The sequence below is a fragment of the Vibrio sp. Isolate25 genome (assembly GCF_022398025.1).
Taxonomy (GTDB): domain Bacteria; phylum Pseudomonadota; class Gammaproteobacteria; order Enterobacterales; family Vibrionaceae; genus Vibrio; species Vibrio coralliilyticus_A.
In genome coordinates this window covers 1,068,876-1,090,801 of sequence record NZ_JAKEUT010000001.1, presented here as the reverse complement: position 1 = coordinate 1,090,801, position 21,926 = coordinate 1,068,876, and the positions used below count along the sequence as shown (strand labels likewise).

The 21,926-nt window shown below is 44.0% G+C and carries 16 protein-coding genes; 10 read left to right on the top strand and 6 right to left on the bottom strand.

Annotated features, from left to right (window positions below; translation table 11 throughout):
- Positions 1 to 3: 3 nt before the first annotated feature.
- The 7 genes from L1D15_RS04785 to L1D15_RS04755 all read left to right on the top strand — a co-directional run bounded on the left by L1D15_RS04785 (position 4) and on the right by L1D15_RS04755 (position 9,075).
- Positions 4 to 2,244: an alpha-amylase family protein gene (locus L1D15_RS04785; protein ID WP_239874838.1), complete on the top strand. Its 2,241-nt coding sequence runs from the start codon at positions 4 to 6 to the stop codon at positions 2,242 to 2,244.
- Positions 2,244 to 2,801, top strand: a complete 558-nt coding sequence (locus L1D15_RS04780) for a sugar O-acetyltransferase (protein ID WP_239836068.1) — start codon at positions 2,244 to 2,246, stop codon at positions 2,799 to 2,801. Before L1D15_RS04785 ends, L1D15_RS04780 begins: the two co-directional genes overlap by 1 nt.
- Before the next feature lie 62 nt (positions 2,802 to 2,863).
- Positions 2,864 to 3,355, top strand: a complete 492-nt coding sequence (locus L1D15_RS04775) for a DUF3015 family protein (protein ID WP_239874837.1) — start codon at positions 2,864 to 2,866, stop codon at positions 3,353 to 3,355.
- A 119-nt stretch (positions 3,356 to 3,474) separates the two neighbouring features.
- Complete coding sequence (locus L1D15_RS04770; protein ID WP_239874836.1) at positions 3,475 to 5,211, top strand: DUF4105 domain-containing protein; 1,737 nt, start codon at positions 3,475 to 3,477, stop codon at positions 5,209 to 5,211.
- A gap of 292 nt (positions 5,212 to 5,503) precedes the next feature.
- Positions 5,504 to 6,214 (top strand): YiiX/YebB-like N1pC/P60 family cysteine hydrolase, encoded by a 711-nt coding sequence (locus L1D15_RS04765; protein WP_239874835.1) that lies wholly within the window; start codon positions 5,504 to 5,506, stop codon positions 6,212 to 6,214.
- A gap of 105 nt (positions 6,215 to 6,319) precedes the next feature.
- Positions 6,320 to 7,120 (top strand): hypothetical protein, encoded by an 801-nt coding sequence (locus tag L1D15_RS04760; protein WP_239864426.1) that lies wholly within the window; start codon positions 6,320 to 6,322, stop codon positions 7,118 to 7,120.
- A gap of 326 nt (positions 7,121 to 7,446) precedes the next feature.
- On the top strand, positions 7,447 to 9,075 hold the full coding sequence (locus L1D15_RS04755; protein WP_239874834.1) for an endonuclease: 1,629 nt from the start codon (positions 7,447 to 7,449) through the stop codon (positions 9,073 to 9,075).
- A gap of 54 nt (positions 9,076 to 9,129) precedes the next feature.
- Here the strand turns inward: L1D15_RS04755 and L1D15_RS04750 are convergent, their stop codons facing one another.
- The 3 genes from L1D15_RS04750 to L1D15_RS04740 form a co-directional block, all read right to left on the bottom strand.
- On the bottom strand, positions 9,130 to 10,077 hold the full coding sequence (locus L1D15_RS04750; protein ID WP_239874833.1) for a hypothetical protein: 948 nt from the start codon (positions 10,075 to 10,077) through the stop codon (positions 9,130 to 9,132).
- 315 nt (positions 10,078 to 10,392) lie between these two features.
- Positions 10,393 to 11,142 carry a transporter substrate-binding domain-containing protein gene (locus L1D15_RS04745; protein ID WP_239874832.1) on the bottom strand — a complete coding sequence of 250 codons (750 nt, stop codon included), beginning with the start codon at positions 11,140 to 11,142 and terminating at the stop codon, positions 10,393 to 10,395.
- Positions 11,143 to 11,293: 151 nt separating this feature from the next.
- A complete protein-coding gene (locus L1D15_RS04740; RefSeq protein WP_239874831.1) occupies positions 11,294 to 12,973 on the bottom strand; it encodes an RluA family pseudouridine synthase in 1,680 nt (559 codons plus the stop codon).
- Between the two features lie 448 nt (positions 12,974 to 13,421).
- Between L1D15_RS04740 and L1D15_RS04735 the strand changes: the two genes are divergently transcribed.
- Positions 13,422 to 15,500, top strand: coding sequence for a PhoX family phosphatase (locus tag L1D15_RS04735; RefSeq protein ID WP_239874830.1), 2,079 nt, complete (start codon positions 13,422 to 13,424; stop codon positions 15,498 to 15,500).
- Positions 15,501 to 15,628: 128 nt separating this feature from the next.
- Here the strand turns inward: L1D15_RS04735 and fghA are convergent, their stop codons facing one another.
- A complete protein-coding gene (gene fghA, locus L1D15_RS04730) occupies positions 15,629 to 16,468 on the bottom strand; it encodes an S-formylglutathione hydrolase (RefSeq protein WP_239874829.1) in 840 nt (279 codons plus the stop codon).
- Positions 16,469 to 16,535: 67 nt separating this feature from the next.
- On the bottom strand, positions 16,536 to 17,684 hold the full coding sequence (locus tag L1D15_RS04725; protein WP_239874828.1) for an S-(hydroxymethyl)glutathione dehydrogenase/class III alcohol dehydrogenase: 1,149 nt from the start codon (positions 17,682 to 17,684) through the stop codon (positions 16,536 to 16,538).
- 192 nt (positions 17,685 to 17,876) lie between these two features.
- On the opposite strand from L1D15_RS04725, the gene L1D15_RS04720 reads away from it, so the two are divergent.
- Positions 17,877 to 18,761: a LysR family transcriptional regulator gene (locus tag L1D15_RS04720; protein WP_239874827.1), complete on the top strand. Its 885-nt coding sequence runs from the start codon at positions 17,877 to 17,879 to the stop codon at positions 18,759 to 18,761.
- On the opposite strand, the gene L1D15_RS04715 is transcribed toward L1D15_RS04720, so the two are convergent.
- Complete coding sequence (locus tag L1D15_RS04715; RefSeq protein ID WP_239874826.1) at positions 18,738 to 20,567, bottom strand: MFS transporter; 1,830 nt, start codon at positions 20,565 to 20,567, stop codon at positions 18,738 to 18,740. The genes L1D15_RS04720 and L1D15_RS04715 overlap by 24 nt on opposite strands.
- A 233-nt stretch (positions 20,568 to 20,800) precedes the next feature.
- Between L1D15_RS04715 and L1D15_RS04710 the strand changes: the two genes are divergently transcribed.
- The gene (locus tag L1D15_RS04710; protein ID WP_239864412.1) at positions 20,801 to 21,913 is read left to right on the top strand and encodes a DUF481 domain-containing protein; all 1,113 of its coding nucleotides are present in this window, start codon (positions 20,801 to 20,803) and stop codon (positions 21,911 to 21,913) included.
- The last annotated feature ends 13 nt before the right edge of the window (positions 21,914 to 21,926 follow it).

Sequence of the window (21,926 nt, the reverse complement as noted above, 5' to 3'; positions counted from 1 at the left end):
GCCATGTTAAATGAAAAGCAAACCCAACAAGCACTACAACAAGTGCTTGATTCAGTAGAGCTGCCAAAGCTGACCAAGAAAGACGAGAAGGTGTTTCTTGAACGTCTGGCGCAACATTTTCCATCCTTAGTCGGACAACTGCACACGCTTTACGGCGAACGTTATGATTTTTTCTTGCACCTACAAAATCTGGTGGTGGTGCTTGCCAAGGCCTTTTCTAGTCGTAAGCGTAAATGGAAAAACCTGGATGAGAAGCGACTTAAAGATCCAGCTTGGTATCGCAGTGAAAAGATGCTCGGCATGGCCGTGTATGTGGATCTATTTGCTGGAGATTTACAGAAGCTGAAGCAGAAAATTCCTTACCTAAAATCACTGGGTGTTAACTATCTGCATCTGATGCCGCTCTACAAAGCGCCCGAAGGGGATAGCGATGGTGGCTATGCGGTATCGGACTACCGCAAAGTGGATCCCAAACTGGGTACGGAGAAAGATCTGGCGCAGCTCGCTGAGGCGTTGAGTGATGAAGGCATCAGTTTGGTGCTGGATTTTGTATTCAATCATACCTCTGATGAGCACAAATGGGCGGTTGAGGCACGCAGAGGTAACCCCGAGTTNGTATTCAATCATACCTCTGATGAGCACAAATGGGCGGTTGAGGCACGCAGAGGTAACCCCGAGTTTGAAGATTTTTATTACTTCTTCACCGATAAAAAGGAAGTGGATGAGTACAACCAAACCTGCCGAGAGATCTTCCCAACCGTTCGTCGTGGCAGCTTTACATTCTTAGAGGATGTAGAGAAGTACGTTTGGACCACATTCAATAGCTTCCAATGGGATCTCAACTACTCAAATCCAGCGGTGTTTAACGCCATTACCGATGAAATGTTGTTCCTCGCCAATATTGGTTGTGAAGGGTTACGTCTTGATGCGCTCGCATTCATTTGGAAAGAGAAATGGACCCAATGTGAAAGNGCAGCGCCTGCTGTGTTGTTCAAATCAGAAGCGATTGTTCACCCTGACGAAGTGGCACAGTACATCGACAAGCAAGAGTGTCAGTTATCCTACAACCCACTGATGATGGCATTGATGTGGGAGAGCTTGGCAACACGTGAAACCAAGCTGCTGACAGCATCTCTAAAGAAAAGCTTCGAGATCTCAGACCAATGTTCATGGGTCAACTACATTCGTTGTCACGATGATATTGGCTGGACGTTTGATGATGCGGTGGCAGAGCAGCAAGGCATTAACGGCTATGATCACCGTCGTTTTTTGAATCAGTTCTATACCGGCAAGTTTGAAGGCTCATTCTCACAAGGTGTGTCATTCCAAGAAAACCCAACCACAGGTGATTGCCGCGTGTGTGGCTCATTAGCATCTCTAGCGGGTTTAGAAAAAGCGATAGACACAGATGATGCACAAGCGATTGAACATGCTTTGAAGCGTATCCGCTTGCTTAACAGCATCAACCTTAGCATCGGTGGTATTCCGTTGATNGGTGATTGCCGCGTGTGTGGCTCATTAGCATCTCTAGCGGGTTTAGAAAAAGCGATAGACACAGATGATGCACAAGCGATTGAACATGCTTTGAAGCGTATCCGCTTGCTTAACAGCATCAACCTTAGCATCGGTGGTATTCCGTTGATTTACCAAGGAGACGAACTGGGTATTTTAAATGACYACAGCTACTTGAATGATAAGTTCAAACGCGATGATGCACGTTGGGTTAATCGTCCAGAAATAACGCCAGATTCGATCGAGTTGGCTAATACTCTTGGCACTTATCAAAATCGTGTTTATTCTGATCTTAACTATATGATCAAACTACGCAAAACCAACGAAGTGTTTGGTTTAGCGAAAACNGATGCACGTTGGGTTAATCGTCCAGAAATAACGCCAGATTCGATCGAGTTGGCTAATACTCTTGGCACTTATCAAAATCGTGTTTATTCTGATCTTAACTATATGATCAAACTACGCAAAACCAACGAAGTGTTTGGTTTAGCGAAAACAGAAATTCTAGAAACTTATCGTTCGCAACTTTTTGCTTACTGCCGTACTAACGCAAAGGGTGAGCGACTTCTCGCTCTGTGTAATTTTGGTGAAATGGAGCAAACAATCCCTGCATCAATATGCGATATTTTGGGCACTCGACAGACGAAGGACCTGCTTTCTGGCAAGTCTTTCCTCGGCGATGAGATTGTTTTATCAGCCTACGATGTGCTGTGGTTAAAGGTAAATGCGTAATGAGAAGTGAAAAAGAAAAAATGCTCGCTGGTGAGCCCTATGATGCATGGGACAAGCAACTTTATGGTGAGCGTATTGAATGTCGCAAAGTGTTGCAAAAGCTCAATAATAGCATTCCTGATACGGCTGAATGGCGAGACGCAATAGACACCCTAATTCCTGGCTCTGAAGGTGCCTTTTTAGAACCACCATTTCGCTGTGATTATGGCTCCAACATTAAGTTGGGTAAAAACTTCTACGCCAACTTCAACTGTGTTGTGCTAGACGTTGCAGAAGTTCGTATCGGTGACAACGTATTGTTTGCACCGAATGTACAAATCTATACCGCTGGTCACCCATTAGATGTTAAAGGTCGGGTAGAAGAGGGGGTGGAGTTTGGCACGCCTATTACCATTGGCGACAATGTATGGCTGGGTGGCGGTGTTATCGTCTGTCCGGGCGTATCCATTGGTGAGAACAGTGTGATCGGTGCAGGCAGTGTGGTGACGAAAGATATTCCACCTAACGTCGTTGCGGCAGGAAACCCTTGCAAAGTAATAAAACCAATTGAGCAATAAAAATAAGTAATATTAATATTGCTTGTCTATATTTAAACGGCTGGGTAAATATAGGAGGTAGTATGAAAAGGATATTTATTTCATTGGGTTTGCTGCTAAGCTCTGTTGCTTACCTGCCACACGCCAATGCTTCCCTAGATGGCATCTATAAGGGGTGTGGCTTGGGGCACTGGATTGCCAATGGTTATGCAAATGGCTGGTTGGCTGTCACTACTAACGTGACATGGGACTTAGGTACTACGGCATCGATCTCTTACTATTCCACCCCAGCCTCTTGTTCGGGGCCATTTTATGCTGCCGCTCAATTTATCGACAGAACCTACCCAGAACTGGAACGAGAAACGGTACAGGGGGAAGGTGAACATATGATGGCGATGTTGAACATTCTTGGGTGCGGACAAACAGAGCAACAACTGGTACGTCAAGGCGTACGGAGTGATTTCGCAAAAGTATTGGCCAAGGATAACTATGCTGAAATGCCCCATCACGAAAAGGCTGATAGTTATTACCGTATAGTGGCAAAACATGCTTCACAACAGTGCTCGGCATCTTAAACCACACTAACAAACGGGTGGTGCGTTATGGTGTATCGCCCGTTTTGTGTTTGTTACTCTTTGCAGGGTCAATGTATCCTTGGCCAGCCTCTGGCTCTGTTTCACTTAGTGAAACACAGATGAATCAGTGGACCAAATTGCTGCATTTTAAAAATGGCAGCAGTACCATTTCCAGCCCTGATTTCTTCCTTTCCGAAAATGGTCGTTTTGATGCGGAAGTAGAACTGAGCGCTACTGTGAACGCTTTTACCAGAACATCAGAAATGGTTCATTGCCGCTACCCTGCGCGCTATATCTGGCTTAAAGACAACTTTGGCTCTGATTTTGGACTGTCTTTGCAAGATTGTGACGATTATCAGCAATGGATTCAACATAGTAAAACTGAGTCGGTCAGTGTGGTTTATGTCACGGGCTATCTTGGAAATCCGGCCTCATTTTTTGGTCACCTGATGATGAAATTCAACCGGCAGGGTGACAGTAAAACGGATATTGAACTGCTGGATACCGGTATTAACTTCGGGGCGAATGCTCACCCTGATGACAATCCGGTTAAGTATGTGTTGTATGGTATATTCGGTGGCTACAGTGCTAGTTACACGACAGCCACATACTATCTTCATACTGCAAGCTATGCTGAGAATGAGCAGCGGGAGTTATGGGAATATGAACTTAGCCTAACCAGGCAAGAAGTTGCGCTGGTACAGGCGCACCTGTTTGAGCTGCAGGAGGTTGATTTCAGCTATTACTTCCTGAGTGACAACTGCTCCACTGCGTTTAAAGATATTTTGAATATCGTACTGGAACAGCCTCTCAATACAGGATCTCAGCCATGGGATATGCCCGTTGATATATTCCATGCTCTTCCAAATGTTATGCATCATGGGCAACCTTTGGTCAAAGCGGTTAGCCAGCGTCAGTCTAAGTACAGCCGTATTCAAAATAAGTACCTTGCCCTTAGTGATAAAGAAAAGCAGCAAACAATTACGATCGCTAAAGATCTTTCAGAGCTGACCTCCTTTATGCAGTCCGATGATTTTTCTGATTATGAAAAAGCTAAAGTCCTAGATGTTTTAACTGAGTACACAGAACTGTTATTGGTCACAGAGGATGAGTCTGAGCGCAACTACAAGGAGCAAAAGCGTCAGTTGCTCCTGACAAGGCTACAGTTAGACAGCTTTAGTGTCGATTGGCCGGAGAGTAAAGCCAAACCGCCCCATTTAGCTCAGTTACCTATTAATCTTGGTCTAGGGACAGGCTATAGCGACAACTATGGTGGATATCTCAGCTTACGGGGTTTTGCTGCTTATTATGATTTTCTGTCAATCGATGTTGCTCGATTAAAAGATTCAGCTCTTACTGTTTTGGATACTGAGCTTCATATAACCAATGATAAGGTGCGCCTTAAAAAACTGGATTTTCTCAATGTTGCTTCACTCAATACCAATGATGTGAATTTGTTTGAAAATGATCGCTTAGCATGGCAATTGGCTCTTTCACTTGAGCAGAGTGAGTGCCATGATGATGAATGTTACCACCCGTATTTTAAAGGCTATTTAGGCTTGGCTGAACGTCGGTTTAATCGCCTTTCAGCCTACACTATGTTCGGTGGACAGGTCGATTTCGTTGACTTCGATGACTCAGAACTTCAGCTCCCAGCAGGCGTGCTTTATCACTGGTCCGATAGCTGGAAAACACACCTGAGAGTGGTCCCTTCTCTGGGCTTGAATGGTAATGGCTGGGACTTTGCCCTGTATGGGGACACACGCTTTAGCATCAGTAATAAAGCAGACATTCGTGTACGCTTCGAGAAAAGCTACGACAAGCTGGTAGGGATTTACTTCAACCGATACTTTTAAAGGGCCACAGTCTGTGGAGCATAATACACGGCCAAGCTTAAATATAACTCGATGCTCTTTCCTACAGCCTACTACCAATGCAAATGGTGCTGTTCTAGCCGTTGTCGTACTCTTTGACAAACTCTCCTAGTCTATTTAAATCTGCTCTATTTCACACTTCAATATGCAACTTAATGCTTTTTCTGATAGGTTGATTTTTGAAAGGTGCACACTCATTTATGTCTGTTATAGTCATGCTTTTCATGGGGTTACAAACATATCTGTACCTATTGCTATAAATTAGAGGAATTCGATGGATATCATTTTTGGGGATGTGCTGCTTTTAAATGGGGTAGGTAAGCTATCAAAGCCTAATAAAATTTTTCAGACTAAACGTAGAAAAAACGAAGCGGCTTATAGCCATGTTGCACTGTGTTTAGGGCCAAATATCGTGGCTCATGCGATGCCTAAGCAAGGCGTCCACATCGTGACATTCGAATCCATCTTAGAAGAGTTTGGCGAAAACTGGATGGTAATACGGAACAAGACATTAGCTGCAACTGCAAAAGATTCAGTGGTTGGAGCAGAATATGCCATGGATGCACTTTACCACTTAGGGAAAAGATATGATTTATTGACGATTTTCTCTGGTAAAAAAGCGGATGAGTCGTTTGTTTGTTCTAACTTTGTTGCTGCTTGTCTAAATACTCACAACATTAAAGTAGGCAGAACCGCCAATGATGTACTGCCTGTTGATTTCCAATTATGTCTAGAGAGTGATGAGTGGGCTGATGTTACTTCAGAGCACAAAGGTTTCTACAAATATAGCTGCAACGATTATGCGGAACAACAAATCGAAACGTATTATCAGATTTGGAATAACGCTAAGTCACTCGCCAAATTGTACGAGTTAGCTCGAAAGTTTGATGAAGCACATAAGCGCCTAGACAAAATCGTAGGCTATCAGCCAGTTGAGCTTGAACAGCCAGATCTTGGGTTTTGGGATACCGATCTTCGAAAGTAATTGATGACGAATAGAGTGTGTTAGCCGGTCACTATATTCGGTAGAAACGTACTATCTAATGAGTTGATCCTCTGCAGTTAATGACTCTTTATGAAGGAAAACAGAATGAAAGAAGTGGCTTTAATCACACTTCACGGCATGGGGAAAATAAAGCCTGATTACTATGATGTGCTTGAGGAACATTTGAAGGAAGAGCTAGGTTCAGAGTGGGCTAAGGTATCATTTCAAAACGTTCAGTATGCACCTATTTTACAACAGCCAGAAGATGAGCTTTGGCAAGCGATGACCTCAGAACCGAGTAATGAGCTCGATGCCATTCGATTAAGACAGTTCTTTCTATATGGATTCGGAGATGCTGGATCACTTGAGCACAGTGCCAGCAGGCAAAACGAAAAATATCTTGCAGTTCAGGAGGCAATTTTTAATACACTTGAACATGCGTATATAGATATAGGGCACAAGGCAAGTAGACCGGTGATCATCATTGCTCAATCTTTAGGTTGTCAGGTGATTTCGAATTATATATGGGATGCTCAACACGATCTTAATAAGTTCGAGAACTATAATGGTGATGATCACAAGAAATCCTTCATGAAGTTAGAAACTTGTGAAAACCTCATTACCACGGGTTGTAATATTCCTCTGTTTAATGCAGGACTGCAGAATAGAGTATGTTTTGCAAAGCCGACAACCTCATTCCGTTGGGATAATTATTATGATCCCGATGATGTACTTGGCTGGCCTTTGAGGCAATTAGGTAACACTTATGACTTGATAGTTAAAGATCACCCGATAAATTCAGGTGGTTTGATGTCGTCTTGGAATTTATTCAGCCATGCACGGTATTGGAGCGACAAAGACGTAATTAAGCCATTGGTGAGGATCATTAGGTCAAAACTCAGCTAACCACTGACACCTTGTGTTACTTATTCAGAGCAATATCTCGGTAATTATGAAAGAAACCTTGTCTGAGGTATGAACAATAATGAGCGCTATGTTATCGAGCTAATTGACTCGTTGTGCTTGGCATTTATTTAGAGAGCAGCATCCTTATTAAATTGGAATTAACCTCTCGTTGCTCTTTGTTGTTAAATTTGTTGAAAGTGGGGTTTATATTAAACTTTCTTGAATTGTTATTAGTGCTATTGCTTAAAATTGCGACACAGGTTTTAGTAATTCAATGGATAAAATCTAATCTATATTTCGGACTTATAAAATAAAAAGGAAACAAGATGAGTTCTCCGTTGAATAAAAGCGTCTTACTGGCGTCTCTATTTCTTACCCCTACGCTTGCTCTGGCTGAAATGACCAATGGTGATTTCGAACAATGGAGCAGTTCCTCTCCAACAGGGTGGAACACAATTGACAGTGGCATTTCGGTGTCACAGGAAACCAGCATTGTAAAAAGTGGTAGCAATGCAGCAAAGGTGACGGTCAAAACCGGTACGCAAAGCAATACAGACTTTCAGCAGTCTGTAAGTGTGGTGTCGGGGCAGACGTATAACTTTTCTGTGTCTGTTTATCACACTGAAGGCAATATTAAAGCACGCCTGTATGTGGATGGATACCAAAATTACAGCGTACCTAGCCAAACCGGTCAATGGCAGGATATTGCTTATTCGTACACGGCCAGCAGTACCAAGAGCATAAACGTTGGGTTGCGCTTCTATGACGAGTCTGGATTTGATGGTTCCGAAGTCGTCTACATAGATAACTTCCAGCCATCTGATGGTGCTGTAACACCACCTCCGACAACTTGTAGCAATCATGAAGTCACACTCAACCTGACGACTGACAGTTATGGATCTGAAACAAGTTGGACGCTGAAAAACAGCAGCAATCAGACTCTATTCTCTGGCTCTGACTACGGCAATAACACCAGCTATGAAAAGGCGATGTGTGTTGAATCAGGCTCGTATGTGTTTGAAGTCGTTGATTCCTATGGCGATGGCATTTGTTGTAGCTCTGGAAATGGGTCTTACACGCTAACCTCCAACGGGCAAACTCTTGCGTCTGGCGGCGACTTTACCAATTCTTCCCAGCACTCCTTTACGCTTGGTGGTAGCGACCCTGAACCAGAACCACCAGTGCTCGGTGACTACTACAAATCAGCCGAAGGCAAAACAGGCTATACGCTGAAGACTGCGCTGTATAACATCATCAATAATCACAACTCGCAAGGCTACTCTGCTGTTTGGGATTTGGTCAAAGCCGCTGATATCGATAACTACTATGAGAAGGACGGGACGATTCTCGATATCTACTCAGAGAAGGTGTCCGGCAGTGATTCGATTAACTTTACTAAAGTGACAGACCAATGCGGTCAGTACAGTAAAGAAGGCGATTGTTACAACCGCGAACACTCTTTCCCTAAGAGTTGGTTTGGTGGAAAAGTGGAGCCCATGAACTCGGATGGTCACCACTTGTATGCGACAGATGGTTACGTGAATGCGAAACGCAGCAGCTGGCCATTCGGTGAAGTAGGTAGTGCGACATACACATCTTCCAATGGTTCAAAGGTCGGGTCTGCGGCGTCTAGTCTAGGCTACTCTGGTACCGTGTTTGAGCCTATTGATGAGTTCAAAGGTGATTTGGCCCGTGCGTATTTCTACATGGCGACACGTTATGAAAACGAGATCGCTAATTGGGAAGGGAACAGCGACAACTCTAACGCTGTGCTCAATGGCACTAATACAACAGTATTTGAACCTTGGGTTTTGGCTATGTTAAAACGCTGGCATGCCAACGACCCAGTTGACCAGAAGGAAATTGATCGCAACAACGCGGTGTATAATTTCCAAGGTAACCGCAACCCGTATGTTGACCATCCAGAGTTTGTCAACATGGTGTGGGGTGACTAACTTAAACAATCAAAGGCCTAACATATGTTAGGCCTTTTGGTTGGCGTGAAAGTACTAGTCCATAAAGGCTAATTCAAATGTGGTTCCGCCTTGAGTAACGTACTCGACTTTTACGTTTTCTCCCGAGAGATCAGCAGAGTAGATTTCTGGCTTTCCGATTTGTACCCAGTAAAGCTTTCCTGCATCGAAATCGACTTCCATATCTACAACGCCTTCAAATCCGTTATTTTCGTCAATTGAAAGGATTTTTTCGACCTTTCTCGATTCTCCTTTGATGTTTGCGCGATAAATGCCATGTTCATTAGCAAAGTAAAGGAACTTGTCTTTCGGATCCAAATGCATTGCGATGATTTTGTGCCAATCCTCGTCGTGGTCGATACCGTCTTCAACCGATAATTCTTGGCGTCTGTCTACAGTTGAGTGTTCACCTAATGGAAAGCTGATGACTTCCGTTTCTTGGTTAACGCCCAGTGCCATATACATTCGTTCGTTAGCGTTATCGATAGCCAATGCAGTGTTGTTCGCACAGTAGGCAATACCACACTCTTCCATCGTATCTCCGAATATAAACCGGAAATCTTCTCCCTCAATTGGCGCTCCTGGTGAATCTGTGTAGTCCGGATAAACCTCAACCACAGTGTCTTGAGTGATACTGGAGGTATATACTTGTCCCGTTTCTTTATCGACCACAACCGGAATATCACCAGCCATAGGAATTCGGTTCACCATCCGGTATTTTTGACCGTCCAAAGTGACACGTGATAAGGCTTGAGTACTTGGAGAGCTTGTCGTCACGTAGATTGAATTCTCTGTCACTGCCAAACGACCACCGTAATTAATATCCGCTAACTTAGTTGTTGTTTTGGTATCAAGGTCGAGAACTTGAAGCTCATTATACTGCTTATCATCGTAGTCAGTGACTAAGTAAAGATCTTTCGCAACAGTGTTGTAGCTTACAGTAATAAGCGCTATAGCGGAGAGAGTTCGTAGTGTCGATTTCATTGGTTCCTCGTTTGAATAGGTTGGTTAAAATTAGATGTAGGTTCATGACGCGTCGAACATGAGTTTAAATCTAGTTGCATATAAATTGTTTTCTAGGTGATTAATAATCATTAAGTGGGCTTGAGATTGTTTTTGGATATTTGAGGTGAGGGCGTTAGGAGTGCTGAGGTTTATCGTGATTGTCTAAGCTTGATACATCAAAGCAATGGGAGGTAGTGTCAGTTGAATTTTGGAGTGAAAGGTAAAGAAAGCTAAAAGAGATGGTGTTAGCCATCTCTTTTAAAAACTATCGATTCTTACTGTAGTCAATAAGCACTATTTATACTCACCTCGGATTGACGCTTCACGATACGCATCTAACTTGCCTTCTGCTTTGAGTTTTGCCAGACCACGGTTAAAGGCATCGACTAACTCTTGAGCGCGAGGAGATTTTTTCGAAATGATCACGAAGTAATCTCTTGCTGATAATGTCTTGGCATTAGGTTCAATTTTGTCGGTTAAATTGAGTTTGGTGATGGTTTCCATACCAACGTCCATATCCTCCAATACGATATCTAGGCGGCCTGCACTGAGCTTTTTGTAATTGTTTTCTGCACTAGCAATACGCTGTATATTGATTAGCCCAGCTTTTTCCATATCTTCGACTCCATAGGCGTAACCAGTTACACCGCCGATTTTGAAGTTCTTAAGATCTTCTTTGCTGCTCCAGTTTACAGGTTTACTTTTTTGTTGGAATAATCCAGTGCTTAACGTAATAACAGAGTCGGTATAATGGAAAAACTGCTCCCTATCTGAATTCTTACTCCAAATAAGAGAACCATCAAAATTACCGGCTTTGGCTTCTTCAAAGCCACGTTTCCATGGCATGTAGGTAAATTCCACCTGGTAGCCTTCTGCTTCGAATGCTTCTTTAACAATTTGAGTCATGAAGCCGCCATTTTTAAGCGATTTGGATTGATAGGGTGCCCATTCACCATTAGCGAGTTTAACGGTGTTAGCTTGAGCAAAGTTGATAAAAAGTAGAGATAAGGTCAGATATAAAAAGGTTTTAACTAAGCTGCGCATTTTTTCTTCCTTAAACATGCAAATAGATTCAATAAAAGAATAGTTGCTGATAATGATATCACCAGAAAGTTTGAGGTTATCTGTGACAATAAGCCCGAGCGCTGGAAGTTCAAGCTAATAAAAGAGCACCGATTCACGGTGCTCTGGGAGTTCAAAATTCACTCTCAACTTCAAAAACCATGGGTTGCTTACTGTAGGGATGTTCTATCTCTAGGCGTTGTGCATGAAGATGTAATCGATCGGCGCGTTGACCATAGAGACCATCGCCGACCATAGGTAAGTTGAGCCCAAGGTGGTGAGCACAGTGAACTCGAAGCTGATGGGTTCGACCGGTTTTGGGGTACAGGTACAGTTTGGAGCGGCCATCTCGTGTTTCAATCAACTCCCAATAGGTTTCGGCAGGTTTTCCATGCTCAAAGCAGACGAGCTGTCGGGGGCGATCATCAGGATCGCCTCGCATTGGTAAATCTATCTGACCACTGGTTTGGCTTACCTTACCTTCAAGTAGTGCGACGTAGCGCTTTTGCACTGAACGGGAAATGAATTGCTTCTGTAGGTTCTTGTTCGCACGCTTTGTTAGAGCGAAAACCAGTAGCCCTGATGTCGCCATATCCAGTCGATGAATCACGAAAGGGCCTTCCACATCTGGATAGCGTTGCTGTAAACGTGTGTATGCTGAATCCTTGATGGTTTTGCCGGGGACAGACAGTAGCCCTGAAGGTTTATTGACGACAACCATAGCTTCATCTTCAAATAAGATCTCAAGCTCTTTGTCTTCTGCCCAGTTTTCTTCCAGCGGATTATCATCAACGGTCATTCCTTCCAGCATGTGGCCCAAAATAGGGAAGCACTTACTATGGCAAGAAGGGTAGAACTTTCCGTGTTGGCGAACTTCTGATTTTGGCGAGGCCCCCCACCAGAACTCGGCTAATGCCAACGGCTTAAATCCATGCTTAAAGGCAAAGTGCAGCAGTTTTGGCGCGGCACATTCGCCAGCGCCTGCTGGTGGTACGGGCGCACTGGTCGGTTTGAATATCGCATTGAGGGACTTCTCCTCCCCTCTGATATTTAGAAAGCGGTAGTTATCAAACAGCTTATTTTGCAACGTATTAGATAGGGTTTTACGCTGCTCTTTCAATGCATTCAAGCTGGTATTTAATTCATCTAGCTCGTGTTGTAAGACGGCGATTTTTTCATCCCACTCCAGCTTGAGATATTTAAGCACGTTTTTTTCAGCGATGCTTTGCTTCGCCAATTCATCAAGCCTGTTTTGCAGCGCTTCTCCGGCTAGTGAGGATTCAGCTAGTTTGCGTTGTGCTTTGCGCTCAGCTCGGCCTGTAATCATTGCGTCGCGCTGTAATTGCTCCTGCTGTTGATACTCAGAAGTTAGCAAGTTTATCTGTTCGGTCAGCTCGGCAATACGAGGGTTGCTTTTTAGTTGATTGAACTTTTGATTCGCCGCCATGATTTCAGCGGTTTCCGCCCGAAAGAAGCTTTCTTCTGTCAGCATATCGAAAACGGATGGGACAAAGCTGGGTAGCAAGTTTTGGTCGGCTATTTTTCCTGAAAAGGCTGAAAGGTAACCAATCTTGCCATCTGGTGACTGAACAAGCAGCACACCGAACATTTTGCCTGTGCCCTTTGAGTTTCCATCGACACCGAAATTATGCTGCCAATCCGTTTGCGCAACTAAGTGCTCTTGCAGTTCCTGAGCCGCAAGCTCACATAGTGGATGTGGTTGATAGAAAAAGGGAAAGGTGAACTTGTCAGGCAAGCTGTAACCATCAATGGGTGCTTTGAAAAGAGTAAACAAATGTTCAGGTTGATGCATTTTAACTTGCCGTTGCGACGAAAAACTGAAGGCGAGATTCTACCTGTTTGAGGCGTGATTTCCAGTTTCGTCATGTGAAGGTGCGCTGCAATGTTCTCCATGAGATAAGAAATGTTATAAGAGGCAAGAGGTACTCTTGATTACGTCCGTGGTTAACTCTAAGAGAATAATGATTAATTCGGTGTGATTTTATAAATGTTTAATTCATGTGGCAATATATATAGTAAGAACCTCTCATATTATTTATTAATAATATTATGATGATATTTGTCTTTATTTATTTCGTGTGGTTATTAATGTTTTGGCTTTGATTTGTTGTATTTGTTCCAAATTGTAATATTTATTGTTTTGTCTTTTTATTTAAACAAAGCTTTAACAATTTATGTTTATTAATATTTGTCTATAGAGAGCTTGCTCTATTTTTTTTGATGGAAATAAAGGCAGTATTATGAGTCGTTGTACAACTACAGATAAAATATTCAATAAAAGTAAACAGACGCCGCTTTCTGAAGTGATGTCGAAAGCATTATCAAGACGTACTATGTTAAAAGGTACAGGAGGTGTTGCTGCTTTTGGCGCTATGAGTTCTTTTGGCCTGACTGGTTGTGATACTGATGAAACTACAGTGGAGGTATCTGAGCGAGTCAACTCATTGGGCTTTGAGTCAGTGAGTGCAAAATCGAAAGATGCCTTTACTGTGCCTGAAGGGTATTTTGCGCAGGTATTAGCTCCTTGGGGGACTCGATTATTCTCGGTGTCTTCTCATAATGATTTTATTCAACCATTTAAACAAGATGGAACAAATCGCGATATAGACCAGTTGCATTCTGTTGGGCAAATGCATGATGGTATGCATTATTTCCCACTGGATGATACTCAGGGTATTTTGTGTATGAACCATGAGTTTATAAACCAAAATACTTTACATGAAGATGATTTTGAATCTAACGATAGGGATTATTTGGGCCGTCGGCTTCCAAACTATGTCCGTAAAGAATATTACGCTCATGGCGTATCCGTGGTGCATATTAAGTTGGAGCAAAGTGTTTGGCAGGTAGTGATTGATAGCCCTTACAATCGTCGAATTCATTTATCTACTGAAATGGACGTCACTGGCGCGATTACTGAGGGTGACTTACTGACGACCAAATTCACTGTTGAAAACAATAAGTCGAACGTAACTCATGGGACTTACAATAATTGTGGTAATGGTTTTACTCCATGGGGTACTTATTTGACTTGTGAAGAAAACTGGCCTGGTCATTTTAAAATTACCTCTGAGCCAGACGATGTTCAAAAACGCTATGGCACGACAAGCGATAAAGCTTACGGAGACTGGGATTCTCCACCGCAGCAAGATGAGAATTTTACAGGTGAATTTAAGCGCTGGGATATTTCAGTCTTAGGAGCGAGCCCTGAAGAGGATTTTCGTAACTACGATAACGGCTTTGGTTATATTGTTGAAATTGATCCCTACTCTCCAAACGCTAAGCCAGCTAAGCGTTCCTCTCTAGGCCGATTCCGCCATGAAGATTGTACCTATGGTGTGCTTGAACCGGGTAAACCTGTCGTCTTCTACAGTGGGCATGATGGCCGATATGAGTACGTTTATAAGTTTGTATCGGATGCATTATGGGATGAGAGTGACGCGAGTGAAAACTTATCTGCCGGCGCAGATCGTATGGCGATTGGTGCCAAATATATGGATCATGGCACATTGTATGTTGCACGTTTTGATGAGCAGGGCAAAGGTGAGTGGTTACCGTTGACTGAAAACGCTATCGACCTTGATGGTAACCGCCTTGGAGATACCATTGGCAGCCAAGCAGCTATTATTCGCAATACGATTGGCGCAGCTGATGCGATGGGAGCTACGCCAATGGATCGCCCAGAATGGACTGCAGTGGATTACAAAACGGGGCTGGTTTATCTCGCGTTGACAAACAACACTGATCGTCACGATGGAGATGTGGATGCTGCTAACCCTCGTCCGAATAACGAATATGGTCATATTATTCGTTGGAAAGAAGGTGAAGTTGCGACAGAGTTTGAGTGGGAAATCTTTGCTTTTGGTTCTTCAGCTGAAGCTGATGCATCAAGTGTTAACTTATCCGGCCTAACCGATGAGAATGAGTTCTCCTCCGTTGATGGAATTAGCTTCGATCAGCGCGGGATTTTATGGCTTCAAACCGACTCTGGTGTCAAAGAGGAGATTGATGTCGATAATCAGATCTTAGCTGTGGCACCTGATGCTCTTTCTCATTCTGCTAATGGTGAGCCTGTCGTCAATGTAGGTAACCAAGAACACCTCAAACGCTTTGCAGTGGCACCAAAAGGGGCGGAATCGACAGGTATTACTTTCACACCGGATTTTCGTCATATGTTTACTAACGTTCAGCATCCATCGAACTGGCCACATGATGCATTGAATGCATCGGCGGAAACTCCTGATGACGGGCGAGCTTGGCGGCCTCGTTCAAGTACCGTTGTGATTTCACGTTACGATGGTGGGAAATTAGGAGTTTAGCTTCACTCATGGGGCAAGCGTGTGAGCTAGAGCATGTTTAGCCCATGATAATTCTGTGATACCACAGAACAAATGGAAAATCCCCTTAGTCTGGGTGACTGAGGGGATTTTTATTTGGCTTTGTATGTTTATTTGAACATGTGTTTCGCGTGGAACATTAAGTGTTCATCAATAAAACTCGAAATAAAGTAATAGCTGTGATCATAGCCCGTTTGCATGCGCAGTTCTAAATCTGAACCGTGGATTTCTGCCGCGGCGATCAGAGCTTCAGGCTTTAGTTGTTCGATAAGAAAGTTATCGGCATCGCCTTGGTCGACCAGAATAGGTATCGGAGACGGTGCTCGCCTGAGAAGCTCGCTAGCGTCGTAATCCTTCCAGCTTTCAACGTTGTTCCCCAGATAAGCGCTAAAAGCCTTTTGACCCCATGGACATTGCATTGGGTTACTGATTGGACTAAAAGCTGAGATGGAGCTGAAGTGAGAAGCATTTTTCAAACCAATCGTTAGGGCACCATGCCCTCCCATACTATGACCAGAGATCGCTTTCACGCCTGAAACGGGGAAGCTTGATTCGATAAGGTCAGGCAGCTCTTGTGTGACGTAATCATACATATGATAGTGTTCAGACCAAGGTGCCTGAGTCGCGTTAAGGTAGAAACCTGCACCTTTACCTAAATCGTAACCTTCGTCATCAGAGACGCCTTCACCACGTGGGCTGGTGTCGGGAGCGACGATGGCAATTCCTAGTTCAGCGGCTTTTTTGAAGGCCCCAGCTTTCTGCATAAAGTTTTCGTCGGTGCAAGTGAGGCCGGAAAGCCAGTATAAAACAGGAACAGGGGAGGTTTTGCTTGCGTTAGGCGGCAAAAAAATGGCGAAACGCATAGTGCAGTTTAGGACTATGGAATCATGGATGTATTGCTTGTGCCAGCCACCTGCGACTTTGTTTTGGCTTATGTTGGATAAACTCATTGTTAGTCTCTCAGATAAAGCCGTCACACGATAAGATGCAGCGGCTTATTAACGGGTTAAACGGGCATTATTGATCCATATGTATCACAGTACGGATACTCTTACCTTCATGCATTAAATCAAACGCTTCGTTGACGGAGTTAAGGCCCATAGTGTGAGTGATGAACTCCTGAAGCCCAAACTCTCCTGCCATGTAGCGTTCAACAATTTCTGGGAGTTCAGAACGGCCTTTAACGCCACCAAAAGCACTGCCACGCCATACTCGACCAGTGACCAGTTGGAACGGACGTGTAGAAATTTCCTGACCGGCACCGGCCACGCCAATGATGACCGATTCCCCCCAGCCTTTATGACAACACTCCAATGCTTGACGCATGACATTAACGTTACCGATACACTCGAATGAGTAGTCGACGCCACCATCGGTCATCTCGATGATCACATCCTGAATGGGCTTATCGATATTTTGCGGGTTGAGCACATCGGTTGCGCCTAGCTGCTGTGCCAATTCAAACTTACTTTCGTTGATATCAATGCCGATGATGCGGCTTGCACCTGCCATACGAGCACCAATAATTGCGGAAAGTCCAATCCCACCTAAGCCAAAGATTGCGACTGTATCCCCTTTTTCGACTTTTGCTGTGTTCAGTACTGCGCCCATCCCGGTCGTGACCCCACAACCAAGGAGACACACTTCCTCAAGAGGCGCTTGTTTGTTGACTTTCGCCAGTGAAATTTCCGGCAAAACCGTATACTCAGAGAAAGTTGAACACCCCATATAGTGAAAAATAGTTTCCCCGTTGATGGAGAATCGGCTGGTGCCATCTGGCATCAGACCTTTACCTTGAGTTTCACGCACTGCTTGGCATAGGTTGGTTTTGCCTGAAGTACAGAATTTACATTCGCCACATTCCGCTGTGTATAGTGGAATAACATGGTCACCAACTTCTACGCTTGTGACACCTTCGCCAACCATCTCAACGATGCCGCCACCTTCATGACCAAGAATAGCAGGGAAGATACCTTCAGGGTCTTCACCAGAAAGAGTAAAAGCGTCCGTATGACAAACCCCTGTCGCCACGATGCGAACCAGTACCTCGCCTTTCTTAGGCAGTTGTACATCAACTTCTTCCATTTTTAAAGGCTCACCAGCAGCCCAAGCCACAGCGGCTTTTGACTTGATAAACTCTTGACCCGGTTTGATATCTAATGCCATTGGATTTTCCTTTCTATGTAATTGTTTTTTGACGCTCTAAGCGTAGACGAGGAAGGTGTTTCTCGCTGTTCTACTTTGTGGGTCACCATTCTAGGTATTTCCTATGTAAAGATAATCCCTTTAAATTGAAAATGATTTTTACATTATTGTAATAATGGTAAGGTGTTATTTTAGGGTTAACAGGAGTGCATAATGGCTAATTGGGAGGGGGTGAGTGAGTTTGTTGCAGTTGCAGAAATGCAGTCATTTACCGCAGCAGCTAAGAAGCTGGATACCTCTGTGGCTCAGATCAGTAGGCGGGTTGCTGCCTTGGAAGAAAGGTTAGCAGTCAAGTTACTTAACCGGACAACGAGAAAAGTCTCTGCCACTGAAGCAGGGCAAGTTTACTACCAGCAGTGTAAACACTTAGTTGAAGGGTTAGAGTTGGCAGAATTGGCCGTGACTCAAATGCAGTCAACCCCCAAAGGGTTACTCAAAATCACAGCTCCGGTGACCTATGGTGAAACACATTTAGCCCCACTTTTACTCGACTTTCTTGAGTCTTACCCTTTGGTTGATTTAGATCTTAACCTGACGAATCAAAGGATTGATCTCATTGAAATGGGTGTCGATGTCGCGATTCGATTAGGTCGCCTCGAGGATTCTAGCTTAGTGGCCAAGCGGTTATCTAGCCGCCAGCTTTATGTGTGCGGTAGTCCAGACTATTTAGCCCGCTATGGAGAGCCACATACGCTATCTGAGCTGGATAATCACCACTGCTTAGTTGGAACTATTGATTATTGGCGCTTCAAAGAAAATAAACGAGAAAAGTCACTGCGTGTCTCAGGTCGTATTCACTGCAATTCTGGGGCGGCATTATTGGATGCGGCAAAGCGCGGCTTAGGTTTAGTTCAGCTCCCCGATTATTACGTCAAGGAAGGGCTAGATTCTGGGGAAATAGTAGAAGTATTGTCTGACTATCGGGGTGACAGAGAAGGGATTTGGGCTTTATATCCTCAAAACCGAAACCTGTCACCCAAAGTACGTCTGTTGATTGATTTTCTGGCCGATAAATTAGGTGGGATTACTAGGTTCTAAGTCAGCATCCTGAATCGACTGCTCAACCATTTCTGCGATCTCTTCGGCTTGTTCAGGAGCCGTCTCTGAAATGGCGTTGACCCACTCTTCAACCGATTCCGTGAGATTACTGTCTTCACGGTCGGCGGGTCTCAAGTTGCTGTTGTTCTCTACCATATTTGCCACTAACTCCTGGCTGACTTCAACAAGCATATCTGGATCGTGTTCAGCCAGTGTTTCAATCACTTTGGTTGGTGTATCGTCCATGGATTCGGTAATCGCGGCTAATATAGACATTGCATTCTCCGGCTCTTTTTCAACCAGCCACTCTACGAGTGCTTCTATCTGATTATCGTCAGACTCAGCCAGACGTTTCGCTATGTCCACAGAGAGCTCAGGGTTGGTTAGCGTCATCGCTCTGAAAAGCAGAACGGTATCGATGCTCTCGATTTGCGCAGCACGCTCTGCGATCGACACTGCCCATTCAGGCTGCTTGTTAGCCAAACTGCGAATAAAGGTAATGGCATTTGAAGGGTGTGATGCCGCCAGTTCTTCGACTTGTTCCAAAGCTTCTTCTACATACAGAGAATATTCTTGATACTCAGTTCGAGGGTCCAGCTCACTGTGAATCGATGTCGGTGTATGCATCACGAAGCTTTCTTGGTCTTCGACTGGCAGAGCTTCACGCACTGACATGCGATAAATAGTAAAGATGATAAGGCCTAAATCCACCATGATAAGGAAAGTGAACAAAGCACTATTCTCAAATTGAGCCATTAATACTGACACAGTGTAGGGGCCGACAATCGAACCAATCGCGTAAATGCAAAGTAAACCTGATAATACGGGGACTAGCTGGGCTTTCATTGCGCGGTCAAAGGTCTCGGAAATACTCAGCGGATACAAACAGGCGACAAGCCCCATCGTCATCGCAACCAAAAGCAATTGTGTTGTTGACCACTGCCAGTCAATGGATACGGGAAGTAGGAAACTGACGATAGCAAGTACAAAGCAGCTTCCAAGTATGACTTTGCGTCGTTCAAATCGATCAGATAAATAGCCCATTGGCAGTTGTAATAAGATACCGCCAGCGGTAGCCGCTCCCATGAAAACAGAAAGCTGAAAGCCAGTAATACCTACGCCATCAGCGTATATGGGTAACATGTTGGCAATGGTGGAATACAAAACGCCACAAGTGAAACACGTAACAAACCCCAAGGGAGAGAGAACGTAAATCGACTTGAGTGGGATGGAATCGGATTGTTCGATCTGAGGCTCGAATTGAGAAATGAAAACCACAGGCGTTACCGAGATACTGAATAAAACGCCACACAAAATAAACAAGGTGGTTTCACTGGGTGGTGCAATGGCAAGGCCAAACTGACCTAAAGTGATAGCACTGAGAATGACAACCTGATTAACGGCAAGGATTTTCCCTCGATTGGACTCAGTTGACACGCTGTTAAACCAAGTGTCAAGAGTAGTCATCGCGCAGGCGATACAAAAGCCCATAATGGAACGCATAATCACCCATATCCAGACTTCGTAATTAAGCCCCATGATTAGAATGGCGCTGGCTCCTAAGCTACCACACATGGCGAACGTTCTTACCAAACCAATGTTGCGTAGAATACGTTTGCCAAGAATTGCCCCCAAAAGAAAACCAACGGAGTACATGGAAAGAACGAAACCCATCGATTGAACACTGATGTTACTTTCGGAAAGGGAGACAGGAAGTAAGATGCCACTCAGGCCATGACTGCTCATCAATAGGAACGAGCTGATGAAGAGAAGGGTTAGTGGTCGTAGTGCTGCTGTAATAGTCATAACCTTTGATTTAAAAGCAAAAGAGCGTCACTTTCAAGGGGGGCCAAAGGATTCGTTTCTGTTTGGTTGATCAAATATTCATAGACTGCACTTGAGTTTTCTTATATCACCCAGCTTAATTATCATGCCCAATAACATTGACAATCGCCTGTCTCGCTTCTGACATTGAGACACGATTGCCTCATTATCTTATTGCGCAATGAGATGGGTTCCTACTAGACGAAAAGGTGCAGATGAAACTCAAAATTATGGCTTTTTTTATTGCCACTGTTATTTGCCAACCTAGCGTATTTGCGGCAGAAGAAAATGCGCAAGAGATAAATAGCCAGACGGTTTATATCGATAAAAGTGATGACTGGGTAAAGCTAAAATCGGGTGAGGTGCTAAAAGGTGAGCTGACTGGAACAGTAAAGAAAGAATCGAACTCATACGATCAGGAAATTGAGTTTGACAGCGATGACCTTGGCGATCAAGAAATTGAGCTTGAAGATGTTTCGGTTTTGGAGACGGCAAGCTTTTTCACTATTCGAACCGCTAGTGGGGATATCTATGATGGTTACCTCTCAATTCGTGATAATAAACTGTATTTGAAAAAGGGCGATCAGGAGTTTTCTTTTCCTGTTAATCAGGTTGTTTCTATCTATCGTGGTGCAGAGAAGGATTCAGATTATTGGACGGCAGATCTGTTTCTTGGATTGGACATTAGCAAAGGCAATACGGAAGAGTTCTCTTTGTTAGGTGAGGTTGAAGCAGAGCGCAATACGGTTGAGTCAAGAACGAAACTCAGTGCTCGCCATGAAGTGTCAGAGTCAAATAATGAGAAGACGGCACAGAAGAGCCAATTTAATGGATCTTACGATATTTACCTCAACAACAGATTGTTTTTCAGGCCAGTAAAACTGTCCGTTCTCAGCGATGAATTTCAGAACTTGGATTATCAGGTGAATGCTTCAATGCAGGTTGGTTACTTTTTCGTGGCAGATTCAGATGCTGAGTGGGATGTGTCAATTGGTCCCGGTATGCAGTACAGCGAATTTTCGACGGTAGAAGCCGGTGAGGAAGACAGTGCCAGCAGTACGATCTTAACCTTGGAATCCAACTTTGAGTACGAGCTGACAAAGGATATCGACTTTAGTCATACTTACAATCTTGACTGGGCGAGTGATGACGCCGGTGGAATGCGACATAAGAACGACCTTGGTTTTGACATTGATCTTGTTGGGGATTTGGAGTTCAGTATTAAAGCTATCTGGGAACATGTTTCACAAACTAAAGCTGACTCGGACGGTGTCGTACCCGAGAAAGATGACTACAAAATTAACTTCGGTTTGAGTTACGAGCTTTGAACAAACCAAAAAG

What these genes read in the sequence shown, in the direction of transcription:
- L1D15_RS04780 (WP_239836068.1), top strand. Translation starts at nt 2,244, where the DNA reads ATGAGAAGTGAAAAAGAAAAAATGCTCGCTGGTGAGCCCTATGATGCA.
- L1D15_RS04765 (WP_239874835.1), top strand. Translation starts at nt 5,504, where the DNA reads ATGGATATCATTTTTGGGGATGTGCTGCTTTTAAATGGGGTAGGTAAG.
- L1D15_RS04735 (WP_239874830.1), top strand. Translation starts at nt 13,422, where the DNA reads ATGAGTCGTTGTACAACTACAGATAAAATATTCAATAAAAGTAAACAG.
- L1D15_RS04740 (WP_239874831.1), bottom strand. Translation starts at nt 12,973, where the DNA reads ATGCATCAACCTGAACATTTGTTTACTCTTTTCAAAGCACCCATTGAT.
- L1D15_RS04720 (WP_239874827.1), top strand. Translation starts at nt 17,877, where the DNA reads ATGGCTAATTGGGAGGGGGTGAGTGAGTTTGTTGCAGTTGCAGAAATG.
- L1D15_RS04760 (WP_239864426.1), top strand. Translation starts at nt 6,320, where the DNA reads ATGAAAGAAGTGGCTTTAATCACACTTCACGGCATGGGGAAAATAAAG.
- fghA (WP_239874829.1), bottom strand. Translation starts at nt 16,468, where the DNA reads ATGAGTTTATCCAACATAAGCCAAAACAAAGTCGCAGGTGGCTGGCAC.
- L1D15_RS04750 (WP_239874833.1), bottom strand. Translation starts at nt 10,077, where the DNA reads ATGAAATCGACACTACGAACTCTCTCCGCTATAGCGCTTATTACTGTA.
- L1D15_RS04715 (WP_239874826.1), bottom strand. Translation starts at nt 20,567, where the DNA reads ATGACTATTACAGCAGCACTACGACCACTAACCCTTCTCTTCATCAGC.
- L1D15_RS04725 (WP_239874828.1), bottom strand. Translation starts at nt 17,684, where the DNA reads ATGGCATTAGATATCAAACCGGGTCAAGAGTTTATCAAGTCAAAAGCC.
- L1D15_RS04770 (WP_239874836.1), top strand. Translation starts at nt 3,475, where the DNA reads ATGAATCAGTGGACCAAATTGCTGCATTTTAAAAATGGCAGCAGTACC.
- L1D15_RS04775 (WP_239874837.1), top strand. Translation starts at nt 2,864, where the DNA reads ATGAAAAGGATATTTATTTCATTGGGTTTGCTGCTAAGCTCTGTTGCT.
- L1D15_RS04710 (WP_239864412.1), top strand. Translation starts at nt 20,801, where the DNA reads ATGAAACTCAAAATTATGGCTTTTTTTATTGCCACTGTTATTTGCCAA.
- L1D15_RS04745 (WP_239874832.1), bottom strand. Translation starts at nt 11,142, where the DNA reads ATGCGCAGCTTAGTTAAAACCTTTTTATATCTGACCTTATCTCTACTT.
- L1D15_RS04755 (WP_239874834.1), top strand. Translation starts at nt 7,447, where the DNA reads ATGAGTTCTCCGTTGAATAAAAGCGTCTTACTGGCGTCTCTATTTCTT.